The sequence below is a fragment of the Shewanella canadensis genome (assembly GCF_003966225.1).
GTDB lineage: Bacteria > Pseudomonadota > Gammaproteobacteria > Enterobacterales > Shewanellaceae > Shewanella > Shewanella canadensis.
The window spans coordinates 61,740-87,831 of record NZ_RXNU01000007.1 but is presented as its reverse complement, the minus strand read 5'-3'; the positions used below and the strand labels follow the sequence as shown (position 1 = coordinate 87,831).

Annotated in this window: 21 protein-coding genes and 1 pseudogene; 11 read left to right on the top strand and 11 right to left on the bottom strand. The window is 46.4% G+C overall.

Annotated elements, in window-relative coordinates; all coding sequences use genetic code 11:
* Positions 1-86 precede the first annotated feature (86 nt).
* Positions 87-2,510, top strand: a complete 2,424-nt coding sequence (gene plsB / locus EKG38_RS14420) for a glycerol-3-phosphate 1-O-acyltransferase PlsB (RefSeq protein ID WP_126520937.1) — start codon at positions 87-89, stop codon at positions 2,508-2,510.
* On the top strand, positions 2,510-3,766 hold the full coding sequence (gene mtr / locus EKG38_RS14415) for a tryptophan permease (RefSeq protein ID WP_126520936.1): 1,257 nt from the start codon (positions 2,510-2,512) through the stop codon (positions 3,764-3,766). The genes plsB and mtr overlap by 1 nt, the downstream gene beginning before the upstream one ends.
* A 70-nt stretch (positions 3,767-3,836) precedes the next feature.
* Here the strand turns inward: mtr and EKG38_RS14410 are convergent, their stop codons facing one another.
* Complete coding sequence (locus EKG38_RS14410; protein ID WP_126520935.1) at positions 3,837-4,853, bottom strand: AraC family transcriptional regulator; 1,017 nt, start codon at positions 4,851-4,853, stop codon at positions 3,837-3,839.
* A 138-nt stretch (positions 4,854-4,991) separates the two neighbouring features.
* Here EKG38_RS14410 and EKG38_RS14405 point away from each other — a divergent pair, with 138 nt between their 5' ends.
* Positions 4,992-5,327 (top strand): MFS transporter, encoded by a 336-nt coding sequence (locus tag EKG38_RS14405; RefSeq protein WP_126520934.1) that lies wholly within the window; start codon positions 4,992-4,994, stop codon positions 5,325-5,327.
* Positions 5,320-6,543, top strand: coding sequence for an HlyD family secretion protein (locus EKG38_RS14400; RefSeq protein WP_126520933.1), 1,224 nt, complete (start codon positions 5,320-5,322; stop codon positions 6,541-6,543). Before EKG38_RS14405 ends, EKG38_RS14400 begins: the two co-directional genes overlap by 8 nt.
* Before the next feature lie 65 nt (positions 6,544-6,608).
* On the opposite strand, the gene EKG38_RS14395 is transcribed toward EKG38_RS14400, so the two are convergent.
* A complete protein-coding gene (locus EKG38_RS14395) occupies positions 6,609-7,799 on the bottom strand; it encodes a GGDEF domain-containing protein (RefSeq protein ID WP_126520932.1) in 1,191 nt (396 codons plus the stop codon).
* A 196-nt stretch (positions 7,800-7,995) separates the two neighbouring features.
* Positions 7,996-8,409 (bottom strand): globin family protein, encoded by a 414-nt coding sequence (locus EKG38_RS14390; RefSeq protein ID WP_126520931.1) that lies wholly within the window; start codon positions 8,407-8,409, stop codon positions 7,996-7,998.
* Positions 8,410-8,635: 226 nt separating this feature from the next.
* Between EKG38_RS14390 and EKG38_RS14385 the strand changes: the two genes are divergently transcribed.
* Both EKG38_RS14385 and EKG38_RS14380 read left to right on the top strand, forming a co-directional pair.
* Complete coding sequence (locus tag EKG38_RS14385) at positions 8,636-9,424, top strand: VOC family protein (protein WP_126520930.1); 789 nt, start codon at positions 8,636-8,638, stop codon at positions 9,422-9,424.
* A gap of 120 nt (positions 9,425-9,544) precedes the next feature.
* Entirely contained in the window at positions 9,545-11,578 is a 2,034-nt protein-coding gene (locus EKG38_RS14380) for a methyl-accepting chemotaxis protein (protein ID WP_126520929.1), read from the top strand.
* 71 nt (positions 11,579-11,649) lie between these two features.
* On the opposite strand, the gene EKG38_RS14375 is transcribed toward EKG38_RS14380, so the two are convergent.
* From EKG38_RS14375 to EKG38_RS14350, 6 genes are all read right to left on the bottom strand, one after another.
* A complete protein-coding gene (locus EKG38_RS14375) occupies positions 11,650-14,787 on the bottom strand; it encodes an efflux RND transporter permease subunit (protein WP_126520928.1) in 3,138 nt (1,045 codons plus the stop codon).
* 95 nt (positions 14,788-14,882) lie between these two features.
* The gene (locus tag EKG38_RS25090) at positions 14,883-16,979 is read right to left on the bottom strand and encodes an efflux RND transporter periplasmic adaptor subunit (RefSeq protein ID WP_221767763.1); all 2,097 of its coding nucleotides are present in this window, start codon (positions 16,977-16,979) and stop codon (positions 14,883-14,885) included.
* A gap of 22 nt (positions 16,980-17,001) precedes the next feature.
* The gene (locus EKG38_RS14365) at positions 17,002-17,580 is read right to left on the bottom strand and encodes a heavy metal-binding domain-containing protein (RefSeq protein WP_126520927.1); all 579 of its coding nucleotides are present in this window, start codon (positions 17,578-17,580) and stop codon (positions 17,002-17,004) included.
* A gap of 264 nt (positions 17,581-17,844) precedes the next feature.
* Positions 17,845-18,282, bottom strand: coding sequence for a hypothetical protein (locus EKG38_RS14360; protein ID WP_041421480.1), 438 nt, complete (start codon positions 18,280-18,282; stop codon positions 17,845-17,847).
* A 129-nt stretch (positions 18,283-18,411) separates the two neighbouring features.
* On the bottom strand, positions 18,412-18,837 hold the full coding sequence (locus tag EKG38_RS14355; RefSeq protein ID WP_126520926.1) for a DUF2057 family protein: 426 nt from the start codon (positions 18,835-18,837) through the stop codon (positions 18,412-18,414).
* A 193-nt stretch (positions 18,838-19,030) separates the two neighbouring features.
* Positions 19,031-19,543 (bottom strand): hypothetical protein, encoded by a 513-nt coding sequence (locus tag EKG38_RS14350; RefSeq protein ID WP_126520925.1) that lies wholly within the window; start codon positions 19,541-19,543, stop codon positions 19,031-19,033.
* 407 nt (positions 19,544-19,950) lie between these two features.
* Here EKG38_RS14350 and EKG38_RS14345 point away from each other — a divergent pair, with 407 nt between their 5' ends.
* On the top strand, positions 19,951-20,514 hold the full coding sequence (locus EKG38_RS14345; RefSeq protein ID WP_012004355.1) for a NapC/NirT family cytochrome c: 564 nt from the start codon (positions 19,951-19,953) through the stop codon (positions 20,512-20,514).
* 700 nt (positions 20,515-21,214) lie between these two features.
* On the opposite strand, the gene EKG38_RS14340 is transcribed toward EKG38_RS14345, so the two are convergent.
* Together EKG38_RS14340 and rsmD are read right to left on the bottom strand one after the other, a co-directional pair.
* The gene (locus EKG38_RS14340; RefSeq protein WP_126520924.1) at positions 21,215-21,505 is read right to left on the bottom strand and encodes a DUF1145 domain-containing protein; all 291 of its coding nucleotides are present in this window, start codon (positions 21,503-21,505) and stop codon (positions 21,215-21,217) included.
* An 88-nt stretch (positions 21,506-21,593) separates the two neighbouring features.
* Positions 21,594-22,175 carry a 16S rRNA (guanine(966)-N(2))-methyltransferase RsmD gene (rsmD, locus tag EKG38_RS14335; protein WP_126520923.1) on the bottom strand — a complete coding sequence of 194 codons (582 nt, stop codon included), beginning with the start codon at positions 22,173-22,175 and terminating at the stop codon, positions 21,594-21,596.
* A 428-nt stretch (positions 22,176-22,603) separates the two neighbouring features.
* Between rsmD and ftsY the strand changes: the two genes are divergently transcribed.
* From ftsY to EKG38_RS25475, 4 genes and pseudogenes are all read left to right on the top strand, one after another.
* Positions 22,604-24,202, top strand: coding sequence for a signal recognition particle-docking protein FtsY (gene ftsY / locus EKG38_RS14330; protein WP_126520922.1), 1,599 nt, complete (start codon positions 22,604-22,606; stop codon positions 24,200-24,202).
* A 31-nt stretch (positions 24,203-24,233) separates the two neighbouring features.
* Positions 24,234-24,929 carry a cell division ATP-binding protein FtsE gene (gene ftsE, locus EKG38_RS14325; RefSeq protein WP_126520921.1) on the top strand — a complete coding sequence of 232 codons (696 nt, stop codon included), beginning with the start codon at positions 24,234-24,236 and terminating at the stop codon, positions 24,927-24,929.
* Positions 24,929-25,894 carry a permease-like cell division protein FtsX gene (gene ftsX, locus EKG38_RS14320; protein ID WP_126521095.1) on the top strand — a complete coding sequence of 322 codons (966 nt, stop codon included), beginning with the start codon at positions 24,929-24,931 and terminating at the stop codon, positions 25,892-25,894. Before ftsE ends, ftsX begins: the two co-directional genes overlap by 1 nt.
* Positions 25,895-25,916: 22 nt before the next feature.
* Positions 25,917-26,056, top strand: a pseudogene (locus EKG38_RS25475) (permease-like cell division protein FtsX); the annotation flags it as partial.
* Positions 26,057-26,092 lie beyond the last annotated feature (36 nt).

Sequence of the window (26,092 nt, the reverse complement as noted above, 5' to 3'; positions counted from 1 at the left end):
ATTAACCAAATTTAAGCTTTTGGGTATCCCTGATTATTTTCTGGTATTCTATGTAGTTATTAACATGGCTCACATTGCATAAGAAAATGTCCAAACAAGACTCTCTTTGGTTTAAATCATTACGCTGGTTACAGAACAAGTTGGTACAAACTATTGTTGTACCCCACGAACCCTTCAAAGATCTTAATTTAGATCCGGATAAACCTCTCGCTTATGTGATGAAAACTGAGTCTGTCAGTGATATTGCAGCCTTAAGCGAGATCACCGCAGATCTAGGTCTTCCTAGCCCCTATGAACCACTCGAGGTCGGTGGTGTGTCGACGCCAAGAGTGGTTTGTCTTGAGGGCGCTAAGCCCCTCATGGGGAAAAGAGAGAGCAATCATTTCTTTCTAAATAGCTTTATGAATCTGCTGAAGATCCATAAAGAGCGCCCGGATCTCGATATTCAACTTGTGCCAGTCAGTCTTTACTGGGGAAGAACTCCTGGAAAAGAAGATGACACCATGAAGGCTGCCGTACTTGAGCGTGAAAACCCTACTTGGCTTAGAAAGTGTCTGATGATCCTGTTTTTGGGACGACATAACTTTGTGCAGTTTTCGAGTGCCGTGTCATTGCGCTATATGGCTGACGAACATGGAACAGATAAGCGTATAGCGCAGAAGCTGGCCCGAGTAGCTCGAGTACATTTTAGTCGACAGCGTAAGGTGATGACGGGTCCGGTTCTGCCTAAGCGGCAGGCATTATTCCATGCGCTCATTAATTCCGAGACCCTGAAGAAGGCGATTCAAGAGGAAGCGGCGAGCAAGAAGATCACCGAGGTTGAAGCCAGAGCGAAAGCGATGGAATACCTCGATGAGATAGCTGCGGACTATTCAGATAGCCTGGTTCGAATTGCCGAACGTTTTCTGACCTGGTTGTGGAATAAACTCTATAAAGGCATCAACATCAAAGGGGCGGAAGAGGTTCGACGGCTGCACCATGATGGTCATGAGATCATCTATGTTCCGTGTCACCGTAGCCATATGGATTACCTGTTGCTCTCCTATATCCTCTATTATCAGGGGATGGTTCCACCGCATATCGCCGCAGGAATTAACCTGAATTTCTGGCCAGCAGGCCCCATGTTCCGCAGAGGTGGCGCCTTCTTTATTCGTCGCAGCTTCAGAGGAAACAAGCTTTACACCACCGTCTTCCGTGAATATTTAGATCAGCTTTTCACTAAAGGCTATTCGGTTGAGTACTTCACCGAAGGCGGGCGTTCACGCACCGGAAGGTTACTCGCACCTAAGACCGGCATGTTGGCTATGACGCTGAACAGTGTCCTGCGTGGCATGAAACGTCCTGTGACTCTGGTTCCCGTCTATCTAGGTTATGATCATGTGATGGAGGTGGCGACATATCATAAGGAACTGAGTGGTAAGAAGAAAAAGAAAGAGTCTGTCTGGCAGGTATTTGGTGCCCTACGCAAGCTAGGCAATTTTGGCCAAGGCTATGTGAATTTTGGTAAGCCGATCACGCTTCAGAACTTCTTAAATGAACAGAAACCCGATTGGAAAGAAGAGGTTGCCAAAGATCCTGAGCAGAGACCTAAATGGTTGACACCTATGGTCAATACTTTAGCGAATCAGGTTATGGTCAATATTAATGATGCCGCGGCAGTCAGTTCGGTGACATTGACCAGCTTAGTATTACTAGCGTCAGAGCAAAATGCACTCGAACGTACTCAGCTTGAGAAGCAGTTGGATCTCTATCTTACACTTCTGAAAGAGTTACCATACACCGCCTACACGTCAGTGGTTGAGGGGGATGGTAAGTCTCTGGTTCAGCAGGGGTTAGAGCTTAAAAAGATCAAGCTTGATAGTGATCCGCTGGGAGATATTATCTCTATCGACGAGAGTATTGCCGTTGCTATGACTTACTATCGCAACAACATTATTCATTTGATGGTCATTCCTTCTATGGTGGCTAGCTGTTTGACTCAGCATGAGCATATCTCACGAGCTGAGATTATCGATATCATCAGCGATTTCTATCCCCTGCTTCAGGCTGAGTTATTTATGGGCGTCGAAGATAAGGATAAAGTTATTGGTCAGATTTTGGATCTGTTCATCGCTCAAGGACTTATTACAGAAGCTGACGGTTTCAGTATTGTCGAAGCCCACGTTAATCAACTCTTGCTACTCGCCGGTACCGTCGGTGAAACGTTACAACGTTACGCCATTATCTTCAATTTATTGGCGGTTTTTCCCAAGATGGAACGTTCCGATCTTGAGCGTGAGAGTCATAAACTGGCACAGCGATTAGGCGCGCTGCATGGCATTACAGCCCCTGAATTTTATGATAAAAAGCTCTATGGTGCACTGAGCGTCAAGTTGAAGGCGTTGGGCTACTTGTCAGAAAGCGGCAACCAAGGCGATGTTCAAAGGATTCGAGAGCGAGCGAATGGATTGCTACGATCGTCTGTCAGGCAGACGATTGTCGATAGTGTGGCTGCGGAGCATAAAGATTAATGGCTAACCATATGAACGCTGCTAAAGATGGAGCAGCGAGTAAGTCTTTGCTTGGTGGGGCCATGATCATCGCCGGAACTGCGGTGGGGGCTGGAATGTTCTCATTGCCGGTTGTGGGCGCAGGTATGTGGTTTTCCTATTCACTTGTCATGATGATAGGTGTTTGGTTCTGTATGCTGGTGTCGGGTCTATTATTGCTTGAGACCAATCTACACTTCGAGCCCGGTGATAGCTTCGATACCTTAACACGGGAAACCTTAGGTAACTTCTGGCGAATCGTGAATGGTTTATCTATCGCATTCGTACTCTATATTTTGGCCTATGCCTATATCAGTGGTGGCGGATCTATCGTTAATCACAGTTTAGAGGCCGCGGGGATCGAACTGCCACAAAGCTTGGCCGGTTTGGTATTTGCACTGGGTTTAGCCTTTATCGTCTTTATCAGTACTAAGGCCGTCGATAGGATCACGACCATTATGCTTGGCGGCATGATCATCACTTTCTTTCTCGCCGTAGGTAATTTACTGATAGATATCGATACGGTGAATCTGTTTAGCCCGGATGGAGAGAGCCGTTATCTGCCCTATATGTTGGCGGCAATTCCCTTTGGATTAGTGAGCTTCGGTTATCACGGTAATGTGCCCAGCCTGGTGAAGTATTACGGGAAAGATGCGAACACGATTATAAAGGCGATTGTCACCGGGACCCTGATAGCCTTCGTTATCTATGTGTGCTGGTTGATGGCGACCATGGGAAATATCCCTCGCAGTGATTTTGTCGATATTATTGCCCAGGGCGGCAATATGGGGGTACTGGTTAGTGCCCTGTCTGATGTGATGAGCAGTGGCTGGTTAACGACCATGTTAACGGTTTTTGCTAACCTGGCGGTAGCTTCCTCTTTCTTAGGGGTTACCTTAGGACTATTCGATTATCTGGCCGATCTATTTGGTTTCGATGAGTCTCGCAGCGGTCGTCTCAAGACGGCAGCGGTAACCTTCCTGCCACCGACGGTGCTGGGATTGTTGTTCCCTAATGGCTTCCTGATTGCGATTGGTTTTGCTGCTCTGGCTGCGACTATCTGGGCGGCGATTGTGCCGGCTATGATGGCTTATAAAGTCAGGAAGCTCTATCCAAACAGTGAGAGTTTTAAAGTACCGGGTGGGACATCTGTTATCGCCATCGTCATTTTATTTGGTGTCATCACCGGAGCGTGTCATTTGCTTGCGATGGCAGAGCTACTGCCTGTTTACAGTTAGCCAGCGAAATAGAAAGATAGATTAAAGAGCCCTCGCTGAGGGCTTTTTTGTGCCTGAGATTAACCCCCGGTTAATCAGGCTTGCCTTGGTTGAGCCTGTCGAGATATTGCTGAGGGGTACATTTTCTGAGTCGTTTAAAGGCTCGGCTGAAGCTTTGCTGATTCGCATATCCCAAAAGGGGACTAATTTCCGCGACACTCTTACCATCGAGCATATATTTGATGGCTTGATTACTGTAGATGTAGCTACACAAGGCGGAAAAAGTGAAACCTTGCTGCTGTAATCGCCTCTGCAGCTGCTGCTTAGAGATATTGAAGAGTTTGGCAATATCTTCGATCTTAGGTAAACCATAAAATCTTGCATAATTGACCATTTCGAAAAGCACCTTCGGGGTGTCATGGGGTTGCGGCATATTGAGGTACTTTTCAAATAGCGAACGTGTCATGGTCACCGGGCTGTTTTCTAACTGCGGCTCTATCAAAGGCTGCAGCATGTCATCAAGTTCCAGCCAAATCTCAGTTTGGGCAGCATTCCAGATAACCGGGCAGTTAAACAGCTTTTCCGTCTCCCGCTGCGCGACTGCCGAACCACTGATACGTACCTGAATCGGGCGATATGTGTCACCTAGAAAGTGACGCAGTGCATTAAGCAGCATGATGGCGACCCTGAGAGAGTCGTAGCTTTTCTCCTGCTTAAAGGCGTAGGGATTTTTATAGCACCATTTCATTATCTTTCCGGACATACTGACATAGTAACTGGCGCCGGATTGCAGGCTGACGATGCCATAGTTGATGCGACGTATACTCATGGCCAGATCCGGGGTCGATAACAGGTCGATGCCGCTGATATCGAGTCGATCGAAGTTTAACTGCTGCTCTAGTTTAACTATGTAATCGGGGTCTTGGGTAACAAGAGCTAACTCAGATAACCATTCACCAAACTGAGTAAAAGGGATCAAGGCCATAGGCTCATTCATCAGGGCATCGGGAATTGACAGGGCCTGGTGATTGAAACCGTAAACCTGCTCGACGCCATCAAAAACGGGTTTCACATAACAGACTCGAATAAAGGAGGTATTAAATTTCATCGGCAGTAACAGCTTAGTAATTGAAGGCTAATTTAATCATTAATGATTTGAAATTGATACAAGTAGACTTTAAGTCTTGTTCGTTATCGGATAAACGTCAAACTAACCCTCTTGTTTAAATTTAAGAGACCATTTTGCATGAGTTTACTCGGTATGCCGTTTGTCGATAATAGCGCGGACACAGTGCTACATGTTGTGGCCTTGGTTGTCATGGTTGGCACGGTCACTGCGTTGGTCGTTGGGTTTTGGAAAATCCACGAGCTGCCCATCAATAAAGCCCATAAAGAGGATCATCATCAGCTAGGGCTTATAACGGCGCTCACCTGGATCGGCTTTGTCTGGCATTGGGTGTGGGTATTGGCGGTGTTTGTGGCCTTTATCGATGGTGAGAAAGCGTTGCGGCGTCTGCGAGACATCTGGCATGAGCCCGGTGATCATCAGAAAAGCACCCTAGAGGAGAGTAATAATGCTTGAAGGTCTAGCCGTATGGGCGTTATTTATCTATCTGCTCCGCCTGGTCGGTATGCCGTGGAATAAATTCAGTAAAGGTTTTGCCTACATTGGTGGCGGCGGTTGGTTGCTGTTTGTGTGGGTTGGGCTGTTGAACTTTACACCTATGGATCTATCCGGGGGCTCCTTGGTGCAGTCACCGCATATTCAACTCAGACCGGCTTCGAGTCAAATCAAAGGCCAGGTGAAACAGATCTATGTTCAGCCTAACCAGAAGATTGAGGCTGGGCAGCTAATTTATGAACTCGATGATGAGACCTATCAGATAGCACTCAATAAGGCACTGGTTGCTAAAGAGTCTGCCAATGTTTCTCTTTCTGTGGCTAAAGAGGATGTGAAGCTGGCTCATAAAGAGTATCAGACAGCGATAACCGACATCGAGATAGTTAAAAACCAGTTAGCAGCATCAACAAAAGATCTCCTCTGGAAACAGAAGACGCTGGCAAGGTATACCGAACAGAATCGCGTCGTTCCAAATACCATTACGGCGAGCCAAATGGATGAACAGACCAATGGCATCGATCTGGCCGAGGCCAATGTTCATACCTATCGCTCCCAAATTGATAAGGCCAATTTGGCCGAGCATAAGGCTAAACTGAATATTGAAAAAGCGGAGTTAGCGGTAAAGAGCGGTGAGTCAGACTATAGCAGCGAGGTAGAAAACGTTGCTCAGGCCCAATGGAACTTAGATAACACTAAGGTCTACGCTCCGGCAGATGGCTATCTGACTAACTATATTATGCGAGAGGGGCAGTTTGTTGGCCTTGTGCCACGCATACAGATGTATACCAATGAAAAGTATGTGCTGATGCGGGTCAATCATCAGGCTATTCGTAATGTTAAAGTCGGTCAGAATGCGGAGTTCGCATCGGCGGTCTACCCGGGAAAGGTATTTAATGCCGAGGTTGAGGGGATTATCGAAGCGACGGGGGAGTCCCAGGGAAGTTTGTTTGCCCGTGATGATAATGTACGTCAGACAACCGGGCAGAACCTGAACAATAAGCACCACTTTGTGCGACTGAAATTAAATGAGACTGAGGATTATGATATTCCGGTTGGCTCGGTCGGATTGGCGTGGATCTCGGGTGAGAAGCCCGTCTCATTTCTCGCATTTTTGGACATAATTAGAGGGATCATCATCAGAATGAAGTCGCAAATCTATTACTTCTACTCAATTTAAGATCGCTACCTTGTCCCAGCAAATTTAATATCTTGCTGGGGCAATAGCGTCCCAATGTATAAAATCTAGGTACAGAGCTGGTTACGTCCTTTCTTCTTGGCTCTGTAGAGGGCCTCATCAGCCTGCTTCATTGTTTGATCGAACGTCTCGCCACCTTGCCTTTCGGCAACTCCGATGGAGATAGTGACACTCACGGTTTTCTTGTTTGATCTGTTGGCAGCATTACGTTTTGCTTTCGTATTCTGCTTGCGTTTATCGTCACGTAAGACGATTCGATATTCTTCGATGGACTCTCTGACATCTTCGAGGTGATCGATAACCGAGTCCGTGTCTTTGCGGGGAAAAACGATGGTGAACTCTTCACCCCCATATCTGAATACTTTGCCGCCACCGGATACCTGAGCCAATTTAGCGGCAACGAGTTTTAACACCTGATCGCCAACATCGTGACCGTAGGTGTCGTTAAACTTCTTAAAGTGGTCGATATCGAGCATGGCTACACTGTATTTTCTGCCCAAAGATAGCACTAGATTATAGAGTGCTCGTCTCGACGCGAGCCCCGTGAGTTCATCGCGGTAAGCGAGGAAGTAAGAGTCGATTAAGATAGTAAATAGGTAGATGACAGCGAGTGCCGAACAAAGCACGGAAAGTGGAAGCTGCCCGGGGTATAAATCATAAAATACCCATATGACGAAGGTGATGAGTATCGATGTATTGACCAAGTTTGCTTGCCATAGGGTGCGGGTTAAAACGAGAAGTCCACATAAGTATAGCGGTAGAGCCGCTTGCAATTGAAAAGAAAGAGTCAAAGGGAGCTTCGCCGTGATCTCTGCCTGAAAATGTTCAATCCCCCATAGCCAGCCGTAGGCCATGCCAAAGCAGAGAAAAATTGAAAAAACTCTAACCAGACTGTGGGGAGAGAGTAGCCCCCTATCTTTGAAGAAGGAGAAGCAGGTGATAATCATCGCACCTCCTAAAAAGAGTGCTTCAGTGTACGAGCTAAGCGATGAAGGGAGGAGGTGGTGTTGTTTGTCAGCATAAAACAGCAATAGCAGCATAGCGAGATAGGCTAAACGACTACGATTAAATTGCAGCGCAAGGGCGGTTGCCGTGACGAGTAGCCAGAAAGGAAGCTGGTTGATGCTCCCCTGCCAAATTTGCCAGTTAGCTTGAGTAAACTGAAGCAAGCCTAATGAAAAAGCGGTGGCTAACAGCGGAAGAAAGAAATAGCGACATCTGTGATAAAAAGCAGACAAAACAAACCTCAATGATGACTTTAGCTTATAACAATCATTCACAATTAAGCTCAGCTTGAATTGAATTTCAAGTGCGAGCTAAGTCGTTGAACTTTATATAGGACATAAATATAAGACAGAAATATAAGACGACATATTTCCCCTATACATAAAGCAGTATATTGAGTTTATTTTGTTTTTAATAGCGGTTTACTTATCAGGCTGTGATCTCTGGTTTCATCGTATCGGCGACCAGATGAATAACCGTGATCCACGCTTGTCTTACCTCCTCTGTATAGGCTTCTCCCAACCCGGTCTTCAGGGTATAGAGTAAGGCGTTTCCTACAGCAGTGAAGTGGCTTTTCTTCGTGCCGTAGCCATTATGTCTCTCGGCTAATTGCTGCAGAACAGGCACTAAGGAATCAAGATCGTTTAACCCATCTACGGCAGCTTTTAACATTGACATCAGCTTGCGGCCCTGCATTTTTATGTTGTTTCGAAAAAGAGGTTTGAGTGAGGGGTCTATCTCAAAAAGAGCGCTATAAAAGATATCGGCGGCTTGCTCTGCTATGGGCTCTACCTGAGAGAATGAGTGTTGGACTAAACGGATCTGTTTTTGAGTCAATGACATTGGCTTTCCTTAATATCGATACTTTCATCCTGATAGGCATAACATTTCAAATTTGCTATTTTTAACTATGTGTACATGAGTTTTATTGCTGATATATGCAATCGTGTTATCAGCTAAAATAATTTCTATAGCATTTAGCATAGACAGGAATCAGAAAACAAGCTTAACTAAATTCAGTTAGATGCGAATATTTGTTGTTTCTATTTATCAGCCAAAGGTGCTGTTTATGAAAGTCGAACGATATATTCAGGGACAGCCTTGTTGGATTGAACTCGCCAGTCACGATGCGAAAGCGGGCAAGCAATTTTATAGTCAATTGTTAGGCTGGAGTTTGCAGGATATGCCTATTCCTGATGGGGTATATACCATGTTTAACCTGGCCATCGGTGAGGAAACCGGTGAGATAGGTGCTGCCTATCAGATGCATGCCGAGATGAGTGAACAAGGAATGCCAACTAACTGGACGGTCTATTTTGCTGTCGATAGCGTCGATGCCACCATAGAGCTGGCGAGTTCCAATGGCGGGGAGTTGTTGCTTGGCCCCCACGATGTTGGCACCGCTGGTAGAATGGCATTACTCAGTGACCCTGGAGGGGCGCGGTTTGCGATATGGCAAGCGGGTGAGCATATCGGGGCTGGGCAAAAAGGAGAGGTAGGGACGCTTTGCTGGGTTGAGTTAGCGTGTAGGGATAGCGAAGTTGCAAAACAGTTTTACCCTAACATCTTAGGCTGGAAGGTGCAGCCAGGTGATATGCCAGATTTTGAGTACACCGAGTGGCTTGTCGATGGGCAACCTTTTGGTGGCATGATGGAGATGACTGATGCGTGGGGAGATATTGCGCCTCATTGGATGCTCTATTTTACCGTGGCCGATTGCGATGAGACAGCGGTTAAGGCAGCCAAACTCGGGGGCAAGATTTGTGTGCCTCCGACTACTATTCCTAAAGTGGGTCGCTTTGCCGTTATCAATGATCCTCAGGGAGGCTTTTTCTCTGTGATTGCGCTCAATACCTAAAGGGAGTCTTTGCTCTCTCCATTTATGAGTGGCGAAAAATTACTGCTAAACTTAAATTCGAATACTTATAAATAGCACCGCTTAGGTTTGGACTTGAGTGCGTTAAAAATAGGTTTGTCTATGATGAGTTTACAGTTTAGCATTCGACAAAAAATCACCTTTGGTTTTAGTGCTATTGGTGTGCTACTCATTGCCGGCAGCAGCTTTTTCTATTACTCCCTCAGTCAGATAAATCTTGCCAACCAAAATGTCGAAACGCTGGCCGTGCCGGTGTTAAAGCAGAGTCATGCGCTGCAGTTGACACTCCTGAAGATGGTAAAGTTATTAGCCGTCGCCAACACTCATAAAGAGCGCTCTGAACTGGGCAGCAGTCAGAACCAGTTTATTCAGTTACAAACCAGCTATGACGAGGAGTTATCCAGGCTTAAGGGCAAAGTCTTAGACCAGAGTAAAATGCTCAATTCACTTAATCAGGCTGAAGTGGAGTTTCAACAATTTCTTGCTGAGAGTAAGAGCATGTTTGAGGCAAAGATGGCCATTATTGAAGCGAGAATCAGGTTTCAAAAGCAATACAAAGCGTTTGAAGAAAGCCGCTTCGATGCGAGTAATCTGATGCTGGATCTGGAGCTTATTTCGGCTCCACAAGAGGCGCGTTTGTTAGAGGAGGTTATTGGTACCGGCACCCGAATCGACGACATGTTATTTACCATGGGAAATACCATGTCCGGACTGACTCTAGTCGATATCGCTTCAGGAGTGACGGCTCATCAGGAAGATATTGGCTTTTTAATGAGTAACCTGACAACCAATTTCGATTTTTTAAGAAGGCAGGCTGAACCCTTAAATATTCAAGACGTTATGGGAGAATCTTCCCAAAAAATAGACTTGCTGAAGCACTACTTACTTCAACCGGGAGAGTTGTATTTGTTGCAGCATCGAATTATAGCCCAAGGGGAGCTAGCGCTGCAGGCCTACAGTAAGGCGGAGCAGAGTTTCACCGCCAGTTATGAACAACTCGATCTGCTGGCCAATTTAGCCGACCAACGACTGGTTCAATTACAGGCAACGGCAAAAGATAAGATCTCCGCCGGTGAAACTCTAGCCATCATACTTGCATTGGTGTTTGTTTTGATGGCGAGCTTTATCTCAATCATTACCACCAGAGCCATGTTGGGACCCCTTCAATTGGTGAACCAGGCTTTGGGGCGTATTGCCGATGGGGACCTGTCTCAGCGTATCACTAAGCAAACGGATGATGAGTTCGGTACCTTGACTGACAACATCAATAAGCTATCTCAGGATCTGACTCAGCTGCTCAATGAGATTAGTGAGAATGCGCACTCTCTTGATGGTTCAGCTTTAGCGTCCAGTCAACAGAGTCAGCGTATTGCAGCTGTCGCCGCCGAGCAGATAGAGCGAGTGGAAAATGTCAGGGTAAGGGCTGAGCAGCTGTTCACGAGTTCGACTGTGGTGAAAAATGAAGCCGATACGACAGCCGAAAACGTGACTCAGGCATCGGTAAGCAGTCGTGAAATTAAAGGCATAGCATCGACCAACAGCGAAACGATTCAAAACTTATCTCACGGACTCAGTGAGTCGGTAGAGGTGATGTCTCGCTTGAGTCATCATAGTCAAAATATCGGTGGGATCTTAGATACGATAGTGGGGATTGCCGAACAGACCAATCTGCTTGCACTTAATGCTGCCATTGAGTCGGCCAGAGCGGGCGAGCATGGCAGAGGCTTTGCGGTGGTTGCCGATGAGGTGCGAACTTTAGCCATGCGAACGCAAGAGTCTACCGCCGAGATCCAGACTACAATCACGGCGCTGCAACAGGAAACAGAGTCGGTAGCCGAGTCTATCTCTCTTGGGCAATCTAAAGCGGCAGAGTGCGTCATTCAGAGTCGGGAGCTGGGGCTGGCGATTGAGCATATGGATGCCTCCTTGAGTACGATTGAGCAGATGAGTAAACATATTGCTCAGGTCGCAGATGAGCAGCTAGCCGATAGTCAGAATATTGAAGTCAGCATGGGTGAAACCCTGAATGCTGCCAATCAAAATGCCCAAGAGGCGAGTGGGGTGGCCGATCGTAGTGCTGAGGTTAATGAACTCGCACGTTCGCTTACCCGTTCGGTGAAGCGATTTCGTTTATAAGTCGGTCCATTAAATAAAAGCACAGCCCATCAGTGGACTGTGCTTTTTATTAAATGATGACTTATACCGTATTAGTTCGTCGAGTTTAGCTTTCTGCCATAAATGATCAGGTACAGTGCCGGTAACACGAACAGAGAGAGCAAGGGCGCCGTGATCATGCCGCCGACCATAGGTGCGGCGATCTTTTGCATCACATCATTGCCCGCTCCCGCGCCCCACATAATAGGCAGTAGTCCGAAGAAGATGGTCGCGACCGTCATCGCCTTGGGACGAATTCGCATCACGGCACCTTCTATCAAGGCCTCTTTAAGATCGCTCACGGCCTCATATTGACCCGTCTCTTTTCTATGCTTGATGGCATTATTGAGGTAGACCAACATCACCACACCAAACTCTGCTGCCACACCCGCCAGCGCTATCATACCCACGGCAACGGCAACTGACATATTGAAGTCCAGAGCATACAAGAGCCAAGTACTGCCAACCAAGGCAAACGGCAGGCTGAACATGATCATGCTGGCTTGCACTGTCGAGCCGAATGTCATCATCAACAAGATGAAGATGACCCCCAATGCCATAGGGATCACTTTCTTAAGCTTTTCATCGACACGCTGCATATATTCATACTGGCCTGCAAAATCGTAGCTATACCTAGGCGGTACTACTAGCTCATTATCCAGTGCCGACTTAGCCTCATCGATATATTCACCAATAGACGTTCCTTCTATATCGACAAACACCCAAGAGATTAATCGACCATTCTCACTCTTGAGCATAGGCGCACCGTCGGTGATCTCGATATCGGCTAAGTTACGCAGCGGCAGATAGTGTCCCGTCTTGGTTATCACGGGAAGCTCCCTGAGTTTCTCTATATTGTCTCTTAGCTCTCTGGGGTAACGCAGATTTATCGGATATCGCTCCGCGCCCTGTACCGATTCACCTATCTCCATGCCGCCGATGGCGTATCGGACCACATCCTGGATATCGGAGAGGGTCATGCCATAGCGAGAGGCCACATCCAGCTTAGGCGTGATATCGATATAGCGTCCTCCCCCCACGCGCTCGGCATAGGCCGACTTAGTGTTAGGCAGTGTACTGAGGATGGCTTCGATATTGGTACCAATTTTCTGCAGTTCATCGACATCGGCGCCCGTTATCTTGATGCCTACCGGCGTCTTGATCCCGGTGGAGAGCATGTCGATCCGTGTCTTAATGGGCTGAACCCAAGCGTTGGTCAGCCCTGGAACCTTAACGGTTTGTTGCAGTTGAGCGATAACATCTTTGAGGGTGAAACCTTCACGCCACTCATCTCTGGGTTTAAGCATGATGGTAGTTTCGAGCATAGTTAGTGGTGCCGGATCCGTCGCAGTTTCGGCCCTGCCGACTTTACCAAATACCCGCTTCACTTCCGGAACCGTCTTAATTAATCTGTCGGTCTGTTGCAGTATCTCTGCGGCCTTACTGGCACTGATCCCCGGCAGAGCGGTAGGCATGTAGAGTAGATCGCCCTCATCAAGTTCGGGCATAAACTCGCTACCCAAATTGTTCACAGGGTACCAGGCACTCAACAGCGCAATTAATGCGACTACCAGTGTCATCTTTGGAAACTTAAGTACTAAGGTCAAAGAGGGCTTATACAAAGCAATTAGGAATCGGCTGATCGGGTTGCTGGTCTCCTTAGGGATCTTTCCTCGGATAAAGAAGCCCATAAGAACAGGCACTAAGGTTATCGAAAGCAGGGCGGCGGCGGCCATCGCAAAGGTCTTGGTATAGGCTAAGGGGCTGAATAATCGTCCCTCCTGGGCCTCAAGAGCAAAGACGGGCACGAAGCTTAACGTGATAATCAGCAGTGAAAAGAACAGCGCAGGACCGACCTCGATGGATGCATCAGTGACTATTTTCCAGTGCTCTTTATTGTTTGGTGGCCGTTGATATTCCTCTTCAAATTGCTCGAGATGTTTATGCATATTTTCGATCATGACGATCGCGCCATCGACCACCGCACCGATAGCAATTGCAATGCCACCCAGGCTCATAATATTGGCATTGACGCCCATCTTGTTCATCACGATAAAGGCGATGAGTATCGCCAAAGGCAATGTGATCACGGCAACTAAGGTCGAACGTGCGTGCATTAGGAACAGCAGACAGACCAAGCCAACCACAAACATCTCTTCGATCACCTTGTGGAACAGATTTTCCACTGAGCTTTCGATCAATTGAGATCTGTCATAGGTAGGGATGATCTCAACCCCTTCAGGCAGGCCTGCTTTCAGTTGCTCCAGTTTATCTTTAACCGCTTCTATGGTGGCTAAGGCATTTTCACCGTAACGCATGACTATGATGCCACCGACGACTTCACCTTCACCATCGAGCTCGGCAATACCGCGGCGAGACGCAGGACCTTTTCGAATGGTCGCCACATCTTTAAGCAGCAGAGGGGTGCCGGAGGGGCTCGTTATTCCCAGAGGGATCTCTCTGAAATCATCTAATGTCTGTCTATAGCCTTTGGCTCGCACCATGTATTCGGCTTCGGCCATTTCGATAACCGAACCACCGGCTTCAGTATTCGACTTCGATATGGCATCTTTTATCGCAGCGATATCCAGCTTATAGATGGCCAACTTATCGGGTTCGATAACTATCTGATAGGTCTGCTCCATTCCGCCGACGGTGGCGACTTCGGAAACGCCGGCCACGCTCTGTAACTCGAGTTTTAGGTACCAATCCTGCAAACTCTTTAGCTGTGAAAGATCTAAATTCCCCGACCTGTCCACTAAGGCATATTCGAAGATCCAACCGACTCCGGAAGCATCCGGACCCAGCGATGGCTGAACCCCTAGAGGCAAACGACTGCTGACCTGATTAAGATACTCCAACACTCGAGAGCGAGCCCAGTAGATATCTGTGCCATCTTCGAAAATGACATAGACATATGAGTCTCCGAAGAAGGAGTAACCACGAACCGTCTTGGCACCAGGTACGGCGAGCATGGCCGTCGACAAGGGATACGTGACCTGCTCCTCGACAAGTTTTGGCGCCTGTCCGGGGAACGGGGTTTTAATGATCACCTGTACATCCGAGAGATCCGGAAGGGCATCTAACGGCGTATTTCTCAGCTCTTGAACGCCCCATACCGTGATCATGATAGTGATGATCAATACCATGAGACGTTGTCTGATAGAGGCTTCGATAATTTTCTTAAGCATTATCTACTCCTCCTATTAATCTGACTGGCTGTCATAACGAGCCTTGGTTTAATTGAGGCTTCAGTATTAATGTTTTTAAGCATGAATCCTCTCCCTTAATGCTGGTGGCCGCTGCTGAGGCGCATCAAACTACCCTTGAGACTGGCTTCTGAGTCGAGAAGAAATTGACCCGAAGTCACCACGCGTTCGCCCTCTTCAAGACCGTCTTTGATCTCGGCTTTGCCTTGGCTAAGCATGCCTACCGTCACCTTGCGGGCGGTAAAGCTATTATTTTCAAGCTTTACTATGACGCGGTTCTCTTTACCTGTCTGGATCAAGGCTTCTTGTGGGATGACTAAGGTGTCTCTATTGGGTCCACCAAAAATGTCGATCTTAGCCAGCGTATTAGGTCTAAGTTCCAGATCCTTGTTTTTCACTACTATTCTGACTCTTAAACTGCGGGTAACAGCATCGAGTTCCGGATAGATATAGTCAATTTCCCCCTCTATCCCCTTGATCCCCATTGCTGGTACGGAAATTTCGGCTTTCTGACCTATCTCAAGCCAACTCTGCTCATTTTCAAACACATCGGCGATAACCCAAACCTTGGACAGGTCGACGACAGACATCACTTCGGTCGATGGTTGGATATACATGCCGTCTCTGATAGATAGAGCCTTCACTATGCCGTCACTCTTAGCGTAAAATGAGACTCTATATTGAGTTTTCTTAGATTTGGCCAGCGTCTTTATCTGACTCTTGTTAAAGCCGAGCAGCTCTAATCTTAAACCGGCTTTTCTCACTAAGTCTTTATAGTTCTCGCTGCTTCCTGAACGCTTTAAGGTATCTTGTGCGAGCAGGAAATCATCTTGGGCATTGATGAGATCGGGAGAGTAGATCTCATATAGCAGTTGTCCCTTGGTAATTTTGTCACCGACAGACTCAATGGTGAGCTTCTCTATCCAGCCATTCACACGTGCATGGATATGATTTATCTTGCTCTCGTCATAATCTATCTGGCCAACGGTTTGGACAAACTTCCAAAGGGTATCTTTTTCGACTTTGGCAACCTTAAGGGCTAACGCCTGTTGCATGCCACCTGAAACATCAATTTGGATCTCTTTGCTGTTTCCTCCTAGCTCAACTTTTTCCAGGTTCATGCCACAGATAGGGCATGTGCTTGGCACATCGCTGATGATATGGGCATGCATCGGACAGATGTATTTAATATTGGCTCCATCATTGAGAGGAGCAGGCTTTGCACTATTGAAGACGGTATCTGCCGGTGTTTCAGCCTCTTGGGTTTGATGTGCGTGACTCGAGTGATCTTCTGGGGGGGCACTACTCATATCATGAGATGAGTGATCGACGTTCCCCTTCTCCTCTTCCTCCTCTTCGACGAGGAACATGTTACATTTCGGACAGCGGCTTCCTGCTTCGTGACTGGTCTCATCAGGATGCATAGGGCAGACATAGGTTTTCTGCTCATTGGCAGTCAGGCTAGTCTTGGCTCCGCCTTCCTCTTCCTCAACTCCTTCATTGACGAGGAACATGTTACATTTCGGACAGCGGCTTCCTGCTTCGTGACTGGTCTCATCAGGATGCATAGGGCAGACATAGGTTTTCTGCTCATTGGCAGTCAGGCTAGTCTTGGCTCCGCCTTCCTCTTCCTCAACTCCTTCATTGACGAGGAACATGTTACAGATAGAACAGCGGCTTCCCGCCTCGTGACTTGTCTCATCCGGGTGCATAGGGCAAACATAGGTTTTCTGCTCGCTTGCACTTAGGTTCGTCTTGGCTCCGCCTTCCTCTTCCTCAACTCCTTCATTGACGAGGAACATGTTACAGATAGAACAGCGGCTTCCCGCCTCGTGACTTGTCTCATCCGGGTGCATAGGGCAAACATAGGTTTTCTGCTCGCTTGCACTTAGGTTCGTCTTGGCTCCGCCTTCCTCTTCCTCAACTCCTTCATTGACGAGGAACATGTTACAGATAGAGCATCGGCTTCCCGCTTCGTGACTGGTCTCCTCCGGGTGCATGGGACAGGAGTAAGTTGCCGTTTTTGCATCCGTATGACTGTGCTCTGTATGCTCGGCCGTATTCGCCTGAGCTAATAGCTGTTGTGAATGGGCTAACTGCGGGGTGATAACCATAAACAGGCTAAGCAGATAGGCTAATTTGGTGCGCTTATTGTTCGATTCAAAATGACTCATAATGCCTTGTCTCCGCTCTTACTTATTGCTGCTTGTGGTGAGCTGGGTGTTTCCCTGCTCCGTTAGCCGCCGTTTTGATTGGCTCTAAGTTCATTCCACATTTAGGGCAGGTATCACCCTTTTTTCCTGTGATCTTTGGATTCATAGGGCAGGCATGAGTGTCTGCATGCATATCCTTATGCGCTTTTGCTCCGCGATTAGGGCAAGAATCGCATTTTTTTCCATGATGTTGGGAAGCAGCTTTAGAGGCGGTTAAGTTCATACCGCAATCAGGGCAAGTATCGCCCTTTTTTCCGGTAACACTTGGGTGCATTGGACAGGCATGGGTATCTGCATGCATATCCTTATGTGCTTTCGCTTTATGGTTAGGGCAAGAGTCACATTTTTTCCCCTGATGTTTAGAGGTAGTAGCCTTATTTGCTTCTAAATTCATACCGCATTTAGGGCAGCTATCACCCTTCTGTCCGGTAACTTCCAGGTGCATAGGGCATGCATAATCGGCACTTTCATGTTGTGCATGTTCGTGCTGATGTGCAGAAGCTGCCGGCACCATTGAAACTAGAATAAAGACTGATAAAACTAGGCTTAACAAGGTTTTCATTAATTCACTCCATCGTATAGATGGCCGCAGTGATATCGCGAGCAAGTGTCTGAAATACTGACTGGCGCATCACAAATAACGGCTAATATACAATCGCAATTAGTAGCAGTGCTCAGCATATGCAGAGATTGAGCCTACAAAAAATACATAGGTTCGAAATCGCTTACTGAACTCTTGATATAAATTGGATCGATAATAATTGTTCTTAGATATAGCGTATCAATCGATTAGATTGATGATCTAGTTGGCCTAAGCCAATGTTAATCAAGCTATAGGAGGTCTGAGATCTGTCGTTAACGAGATAGAGTGGAAATAAGGCATTTGAGTGGCCATTGAAAGTTGGGAAGGACTAAATCCAGGCCAAGATTTAGCGTAAAATAGAGTACCAGTCACAGAGATAACAAGACAGTGGCTACAATTACCCTGGCAAAATCCGTCGCCGTCACAGCAGTTCTGAGCAGTGCCGGGAAGCACCTCGTTCTGCTCATTATCGCAGCAATGGTCAGTGTTGCTTGTCTGTTCTGAGTGGCAGTTAGCTCCATCTCCCATACTCATCATGTCTGAATCGTGTGATTCAGACATCATAGCTTCATGTGCTTCAGCATTTCTTACCATCGAAAAACCATTAGTCATAAGGCCCTGGCTCAACATTGCGAGCAAGGCCAAAAAGACTAAAGCATGACGGCGTACTGATTTAAACATGATGCATCCGAATAATGAGTTGTGATAAGTCTATCATGAGAAAGCAATAGCGCATTGACGTAATTCACATTTATCAGAGTTGTAAATGATATTTTTCTAATCAACGCACTATTGAGTTCAAGCTTAAGGCTAGTTTTTTCGTGTCAATAACACTTTGGCCATCAGCTGTTGATGAGTGAGCAGGGCCACTGTTTTGTTTTTACCCTGAGCATCTTCAAGTGTAATAATCGGATTTTCGATGAAATCATAGGCTTCATCTTCAGTGTTAATAGTCGGCGTGGCAGCTTGGTACTCTTGTTGACCCTGGAAGTCGACTAAAAGGTACAGAGGCTCAGATTTTACCCATGCGCCTGAGTCATCCGCATTGACCTCAAAAATATCGTGATATCTAAGTTGAATTAAATTCTCTCCGTCTGCTAGCAGAGGTTGATGAGCATCAAATCTCTTTTCTCCATTTATACCGGTAACGACCAGCGAGTCAGGAAAAGAGACGCTCGCAGCGATAGAGGTAAAACTTGCAAGGGTAAGTGCAACAGCTGTAATTAATGTTTTCATAATAAACTCCAATTTTGAGCATGTGCCCCGACAGAAATGCAGTCAAATTGCGGCTGTTATCATCACATTAGATCATCGAATCATCAGATCAATTTTCTATGCAATTATTTTCAGCGTCGTGCATCTGTCTATGTTGAGGCAGAAATATAATATTGAGTGCGCAGCGAATGCGCCAAACTAATAACGGATAACGTTAAGCTTGCTCAAATTTGGGAGGAGGATTAGATGATGATAGCTCGACAGTCTGGGTTGACCATGAGCCTGATTGCACTCTACCGCTTGTTTCTGGCGATATTAGGCTAATCTGAGGTTGAGTTAAGATGCCTGTTGCTGAAGTGCAGTGAGAGGCACAGTTGCCGCCTCCCATCATTTCACATAACGCATCACAATCGATAGTCGGGCCATCATGATTGCTTAAACCTGACATCGCCATATCACAGTCTTGTTGGCCATGTGTCATGGCTTGGTCTGCGTTAGCGGGAAGATTATTATTCGGCTGCGTTTGATTTGTAACAACAGGCATAGCCTCTGCGGGCATGAGTTCAGACTCAGAGAGTTCGGATTCAGAAAGCTCTGAGTTAGAAAGTAATGACATCTGAGAGTGAGAGAAAGCATGTAACAAACTCGGCATAGCCATCGCTGGTGAAAGCAAAAATTGCCCTACCAGTGAGATGATTAATACCAAATGTGCTAATTGCTTCGACATACTTATTGTTATTCGCAAATTGAATAAAGGTTATGAATGAGTAGACCAAGAGGTGCTAGAAAAAGTTTCATTCTTCAAAAAAATTTTTTCAAAATTCTTCGTGAATTTTTTTCACTTAAGAAGTTAATAAACATAAAAACCATGTTAATAAACATAAAAATCACTACTAATCATATGATTAGGCGTGTTCTATTGCTAAGGTGATCGCTTTGAGTTAACTTTAGGGATGCCGAATATAATTTGAGCAAAGGTCAATTTTCTATATTTCGCAATATAGAGTTAGAGCTAGGTCTCATTTTGTACTATTTCAGCCAGATCAATCAGTATGATCTAGTTTATAATTCGGGCTCAAAGAGATGAAGTAACATCAGTTTATATATAATAATCAAAAAATTTGGAGAAGAGTAATGAACTTGCGTGCACTATTTAGACCAAGCGCGAAATACTCAATATTTGCCCTACTAGTGGTTGGTATTGTAGTCGGTGTTGTTGGCTACTTTGCTACACAACAAACTTTACACGCGACAAGCTCTGATGAGTTTTGTATGACTTGTCACAGCAACCATTCTCTTAAGGATGAAGTACTGGCGTCAGCACACGGTGGCGGTAAGTCAGGTATCGTTGTTGAATGTCAGCAGTGTCACCTTCCGCAAGAGCCTTTCCAGTATCTTATTAAAAAGATCATCGTATCTAAAGATGTTATCGGCTTCTTAACGATTGATGGTTTCAACACCCAAGAGTGGTTAGAAGCAAACCGTAAAGAACAGGCCGATCACGCTCGTGATTTCCTACGTTCTATCGATTCTTCTACTTGTCAGAACTGTCACAAGCGTATCTACGAAGATCAGCCTGAGACTATGAAGAAGATGGCTAAGAGAATGCATAGCAATAACTTCAAGAAAGCTGAAGACAAGAGAAAGACTTGTATCGATTGTCACAAAGGCGTTGCTCACCCATATCCTAAGGGATAATGCTATTTAGCATTGAATAGCTAGCAGTATCGATTCATCGGTATTGTTATTGAGTGACTAAGAAGCCTCGTTGTTATCAACGGGGCTTTTTTGTACATGGACTTCTCGTTTGAAGTACTTATCCGCGAACGCCATGGATGGTGTAGGAGTGGGTTTGTATTTGAGGCAAAATATGATTGTCCTGTTACGATTTTCGAACTTACTTATTGCATCATCTTTTTAAGTAATTCAGAAGCGAGCTGTTATCTATCGCCTGTAGCGTACTTTTATGCAGGCACTTCTTTGACTCGGCACTCTCTCTATTAATAGAAAGGTCCACTATAGCCTCGGCCGCGACATCTGATGTGAATGGATTCACAAATGCCGTGGTGACATGGATGTCATAGAACGGCCTTGTCACCGACGGGTTGATCTATCTCTTCGATTTAATAGTCTCTAATCTTTGAGTTTTATAAGAAGGTGAGATTTTCGCTCTTAGGGACTGACTTAGATAACTTACGTGAATTAGCTTGGTTTCAAGAGTTGTGGTTGAAATAAGTGAATCACCCAAGTCAGAGGAAGCTGCTTGAACGCTCATAGCTTAATGCGGCAGTGGGGTTTGGTTGGAAGGCGATGCTATTGAATGAAATTAAGGAGGTTGTTGTCTAGTCTTGATTGATAAGACCAAGATTACTTGATCTTACCTCTTCCCTAGGCACTCTTACCTTGTCTCCGCATTCTCTAAGTTTTGCATTACCTTACTTCTGTATTGCAACAGGCTAAATGCCCCAAATATAAATACGCTGAAGTAGTCCCCCTTCTTTAGAGGCAGTAGTGATTTGAATATGGTGTGGAATATAATCACTTGAAAACAGTGCATAAATGCGGTGATGGCCAGCAGTATATATAGAATGATCGCGATATAGCCTTCAAATGGCATGATCAGGTTGTATGTCATTAAAAGCCAGGCGAAGAGGGTGACAGCCTTACCTGTAGTAATTACAAATTTCATATTCTTCTCATAAATGGTTCTGTTTTAAAGTCGAGCGGCAAATCTGCCTAGCACCTAGCACCTAGCACCTAGCACCTAGCACCTAGCATTAAGGCTGATATTGATATAAGCGGTAAATCACTTGTCCGGCTTTTTTCTCTTTTAGTTGAACCCAATCGTCTGGCACGGCTAAATGTGTCGTTTCACTTTCGGTCTCGACATAAATTTGCGCGTTTTCATTGAGCCAACCGTTGTCTGCGATAAGCTGAATCGTCTTTTCCGCTAACCCTTTTCTAAATGGCGGATCGATATAAATAATATCGAACCCTTCGCTTGGCTTGACCGCTAATAGCTTAAGGGTGTCACCTTGAATGACTTCAGCAGTAGATGAGTCACACTTCAATGTTTTCAGGTTTTCTTTGAGTTGCAGTGCCGCACTCGTCTGTAGCTCGAATACCTTGGCGTAGCTTGCATAACGAGATAGCGACTCCAGACATAAAGCCCCGCTGCCACCGAAGCAGTCGAGTATGCGAGCCCCGGTAAGATCTCCGGCCAGCCAGTTGAACAGGGTCTCCCTGACGCGATCCGTTGTAGGCCTTAACCCTTCTAGATCTTGAATGGGTAAACGACGGGAACGCCATTGGCCGGCAATGATACGAACTTGACCACTGGAAGGTCGATTTTTAGCCATCTAAAATCCTGTTAGGCGAATTATTGATTGTAAATAGTACTGCGATTTTTCCTGAAGTGAGAAAGTGGTAGACTGTCTCGCTTGATTGAGGAGGTTATTTTAACTCAAAGCAGGGCTAAATGGTGAAAACCTAATAGCTAATGCCGGAAATGGTTAGTTCCTCTACATATTTAGCCCTATTTTCTGGTCATAAATAGCCTGCTGGTTATAATGTGCACCAAAAATGAGTTCAGCTTATGTGAGCTCTTTTTTGGAGACATATTCTGGGTACATATAGTGGTTAAGCTCGAGAAAAATATCGTGGCAGAATAGAGTCGTCAGATAAAAATACAAAATGCATGACAGGATGGTTTTCAACTCTTGCGTAAGAGTTCGTTGGCCTTCCGGTTTATAAAGTTAAGTCAGTTAGTTGAGTACTGGTATTACACATGGCAAAGAAAGGTTTTTTTTCCTGGTTTCGCAAAGATAAGTCGAAAGATGAAGTTAGTGCGCCAGAAGCAGAAGTTGTAACTGAATCACAAGAAGCGGTCGAAACTGCGGCGGTGGCCGAAGAGCAGACTAAGCAAGCCGAGCAGGCAGGTATCGAGGCTGAAGCTCTAGCGCTGGCCGAAGAGCAGGCTAAGCAAGCTGAACTGGCGCGTATCGAGGCTGAAGCTCTAGCGCTGGCCGAAGAGCAGACTAAGCAAGCCGAACTGGCGCGTATCGAGGCTGAAGCTCTAGCGCTGGCCGAAGAGCAGGCTAAGCAAGCCGAACTGGCACGTATTGAGGCAGAAGCTCTAGCACTTGCCGAAGAGCAGGCCAAGCAAGCCGAGCTGGCTCGTATTGAGGCAGAAGCTCTAGCATTGGCCGAAGAGCAGGCTAAACAAGCCGAATTGGTACGTATTGAGGCTGAAGCTCTAGCACTGGCCGAGGAGCAGGCTAAGCAAGCGGAGCTGGCACGTATCGAGGCAGAAGCTGTAGCACTGGCCGAGGAGCAGGCTAAGCAAGCCGAGCTGGCGCGTATTGAGGCTGAAGCCGCTGCACTGGACGCTGAACAAGTGGCGGCAGAGCAAGAAACTGAAAAACAACCAGAGCCTCAGGAAAAACCCACCAAAGAGGGATTTTTTGCCCGTCTTAAACGCGGCCTTAAGCGCACTAGTGAGAATATAGGTAGCGGGTTCGTTAGCCTGTTTAGCGGTAAGAAGATCGACGATGATCTTTTCGAAGAGCTTGAAGAGCAGTTGCTTATTGCGGATATCGGCGTTGAAACAACAACACGGTTAATCGATAGTCTGACCGAGCAAGCTAGCCGTAAACAGTTAAAAGATGGTGAAGCTTTATATGAGATTTTGCGTGATGAGATGCAAAAAATATTAGAGCCTGTCTCAATCCCACTCGTTCCTGAAAGTGCCGACGGACCTTTTGTTATCTTGATGGTCGGCGTTAATGGGGTCGGAAAAACGACGACAATTGGCAAACTGGCTAAGCAATATCAGGCGCAAGGTAAGTCCGTGATGCTGGCTGCCGGTGATACCTTCCGTGCGGCTGCGGTTGAGCAGTTACAGGTGTGGGGACAGCGAAATGACATTCCTGTCGTGGCGCAACATACTGGTGCCGATAGTGCGTCAGTGTTGTTTGATGCGCTTCAGGCGGCTCGTGCTCGTAAAATCGATATTCTGATCGCCGATACCGCGGGTCGACTTCAGAATAAGGCGCATCTGATGGATGAGCTGAAGAAGGTTATCCGTGTGATGAAAAAGCAAGATGAGTCCGCGCCTCATGAGGTTATGTTGACCTTAGATGCGAGTACTGGCCAAAATGCAATTAGTCAGGCAGAGTTATTTAAAAAAGCGGTTGGTGTTACCGGTATCACAATCAGTAAGCTTGATGGTACTGCGAAAGGCGGTGTGATTTTTGCGATTGCCGATAAGTTTGGTATTCCTATCCGTCATATCGGTGTCGGTGAGCAGATCGATGATCTACGCACCTTCGATGCCAAAGATTTTGTCGATGCGCTTTTTACTCAAGAGAGTGATGAGAAGAAGTAGTAGGGCTCTTTTTTAAAAGAATGAGAAATAGATGATTCAATTTGAGCAGGTAAGCAAGGTTTATCCTGGTGGGCAGAAAGCCTTGTCAGATGTTAACTTTCACCTAAAGCGCGGCGAGATGGCCTTTTTAACGGGTCACTCCGGCGCCGGTAAGAGTACATTGCTTAAATTAATCACAGTAATCGAACGCGCTAATGCCGGGCGTGTGTTAATTAACGGACATGATATTGCAAAGCTTTCACGCTCGGATGTTCCATTTTTAAGACGTGACATTGGGATGATTTTCCAGAGTCATCATCTGTTGATGGAAAAGAGTGTTTTCGACAACGTCGCCCTGCCTTTGGTGATCGAAGGTTTTTCCCATGGTGAGATAAAAAAAAGGGTTTTAGCTGCATTGGATATGGTGGGGCTCTATGGCAAAGAGCGCCATAGCCCCATCATGTTGTCTGGTGGTGAACAGCAGCGTGTGGGCATTGCCCGTGCAATCGTTAATAAGCCGCCGTTATTGTTGGCCGATGAACCTACGGGTAACTTAGATCCTAAGTTGTCTATGGACATTCTACGGTTATTTGAAACCTTTAATGACTCTGGCACCACAGTACTGATCGCGACCCATGATTTGGGGCTTATCGCCCGCATGAAATATCGTACACTGACTTTGAAACAGGGACATGTGTTGGGTGGCGAAGAGCTGACGCCTTCGGCTGATGGGTTAAAGGGATCATGATGAGCAATAAACCTCAGTTAACCAGAAGCAAATTGCCTATTTCGGGTCGTATTGTGATGTTCTTTATTCGTCATATCCAACACGCTATGGGCAGTATGGGCGAGTTGTGGCGTAACCCTGTCTCCTCACTTATGACGATGGCCGTGCTTGGGGTTAGCTTGAGCCTGCCTGCGGCGCTGCAAGTACTGGTTAAGAATGCAGAGACCATCACCCAATCATGGAATAGCGCGGCTGAAATTTCACTTTTTATTGATGAAGGGCGAAGTGAAAGAACGATTCAGAGCTTGATCTCTCGCATTAAAGTTTTTCCTGAAGTGAGCGACGTTAACTATATTAACCGCGCTCAGGCCCTCGAAGAGTTTCAACGCTTATCCGGTTTTGGCGAAGCTCTTTCCTATTTAGATACCAATCCGCTCCCTGCGGTCGTCACGGTAACTCCAAGCCTGAAATATTCCAGCCCGGTTGGGGCGCGTGAATTGCTTAAGAAGCTGGAAATGGAACCCGAAGTCAGTTTTGGCCGACTCGATATCGAGTGGTTGGAGCGACTTCAGGCGGTCGTGAAACTATTGGAGCGAACGGTACTCGCCATTGCGGCACTCTTAGTGTTAGCCGTGGTACTGGTGATAGGCAATACGATTCGCTTAGCTATCATGAATCGTCGCACCGAGATCGAGGTGATGAAACTCGTCGGCGCGACCGAAGCCTTTATTCAGAGACCGTTTCTCTATACCGGGATCTGGTATGGAATCATAGGTGGCGTTCTGGCATGGATAATCATTAACCTGTTAGTCTGGTATCTGGATAGTGCTCTGGCCGAGCTGCTGGGCTTGTATGGCAGTCAGTTAGAGATGCAGTCTTTGACTCTCGTAGAGCTTGGCCAGTTAGTCGGCCTGGCCTCATTTCTCGGTTGGCTGGGATCTTACCTCTCGGTACGCCAACACCTCAGGGCAATAGAACCTTCATGAACTAAGTTTCATTGCTTATAATGGGAGTCGGTTAGAGATGCAGCCTTTGACTCTGGTAGAGCTTGGTTAGTTGGTTAGTTAGTCGGCCTGGCTTTATTACTCGGTTGGATGGGATCTTACCTCTCGGTGCGCCAGCACCTCAGGGCAATAGAGCCTTCATGAACTAACTTTCATTTGCTTAGTTAACCGTGATAGGGC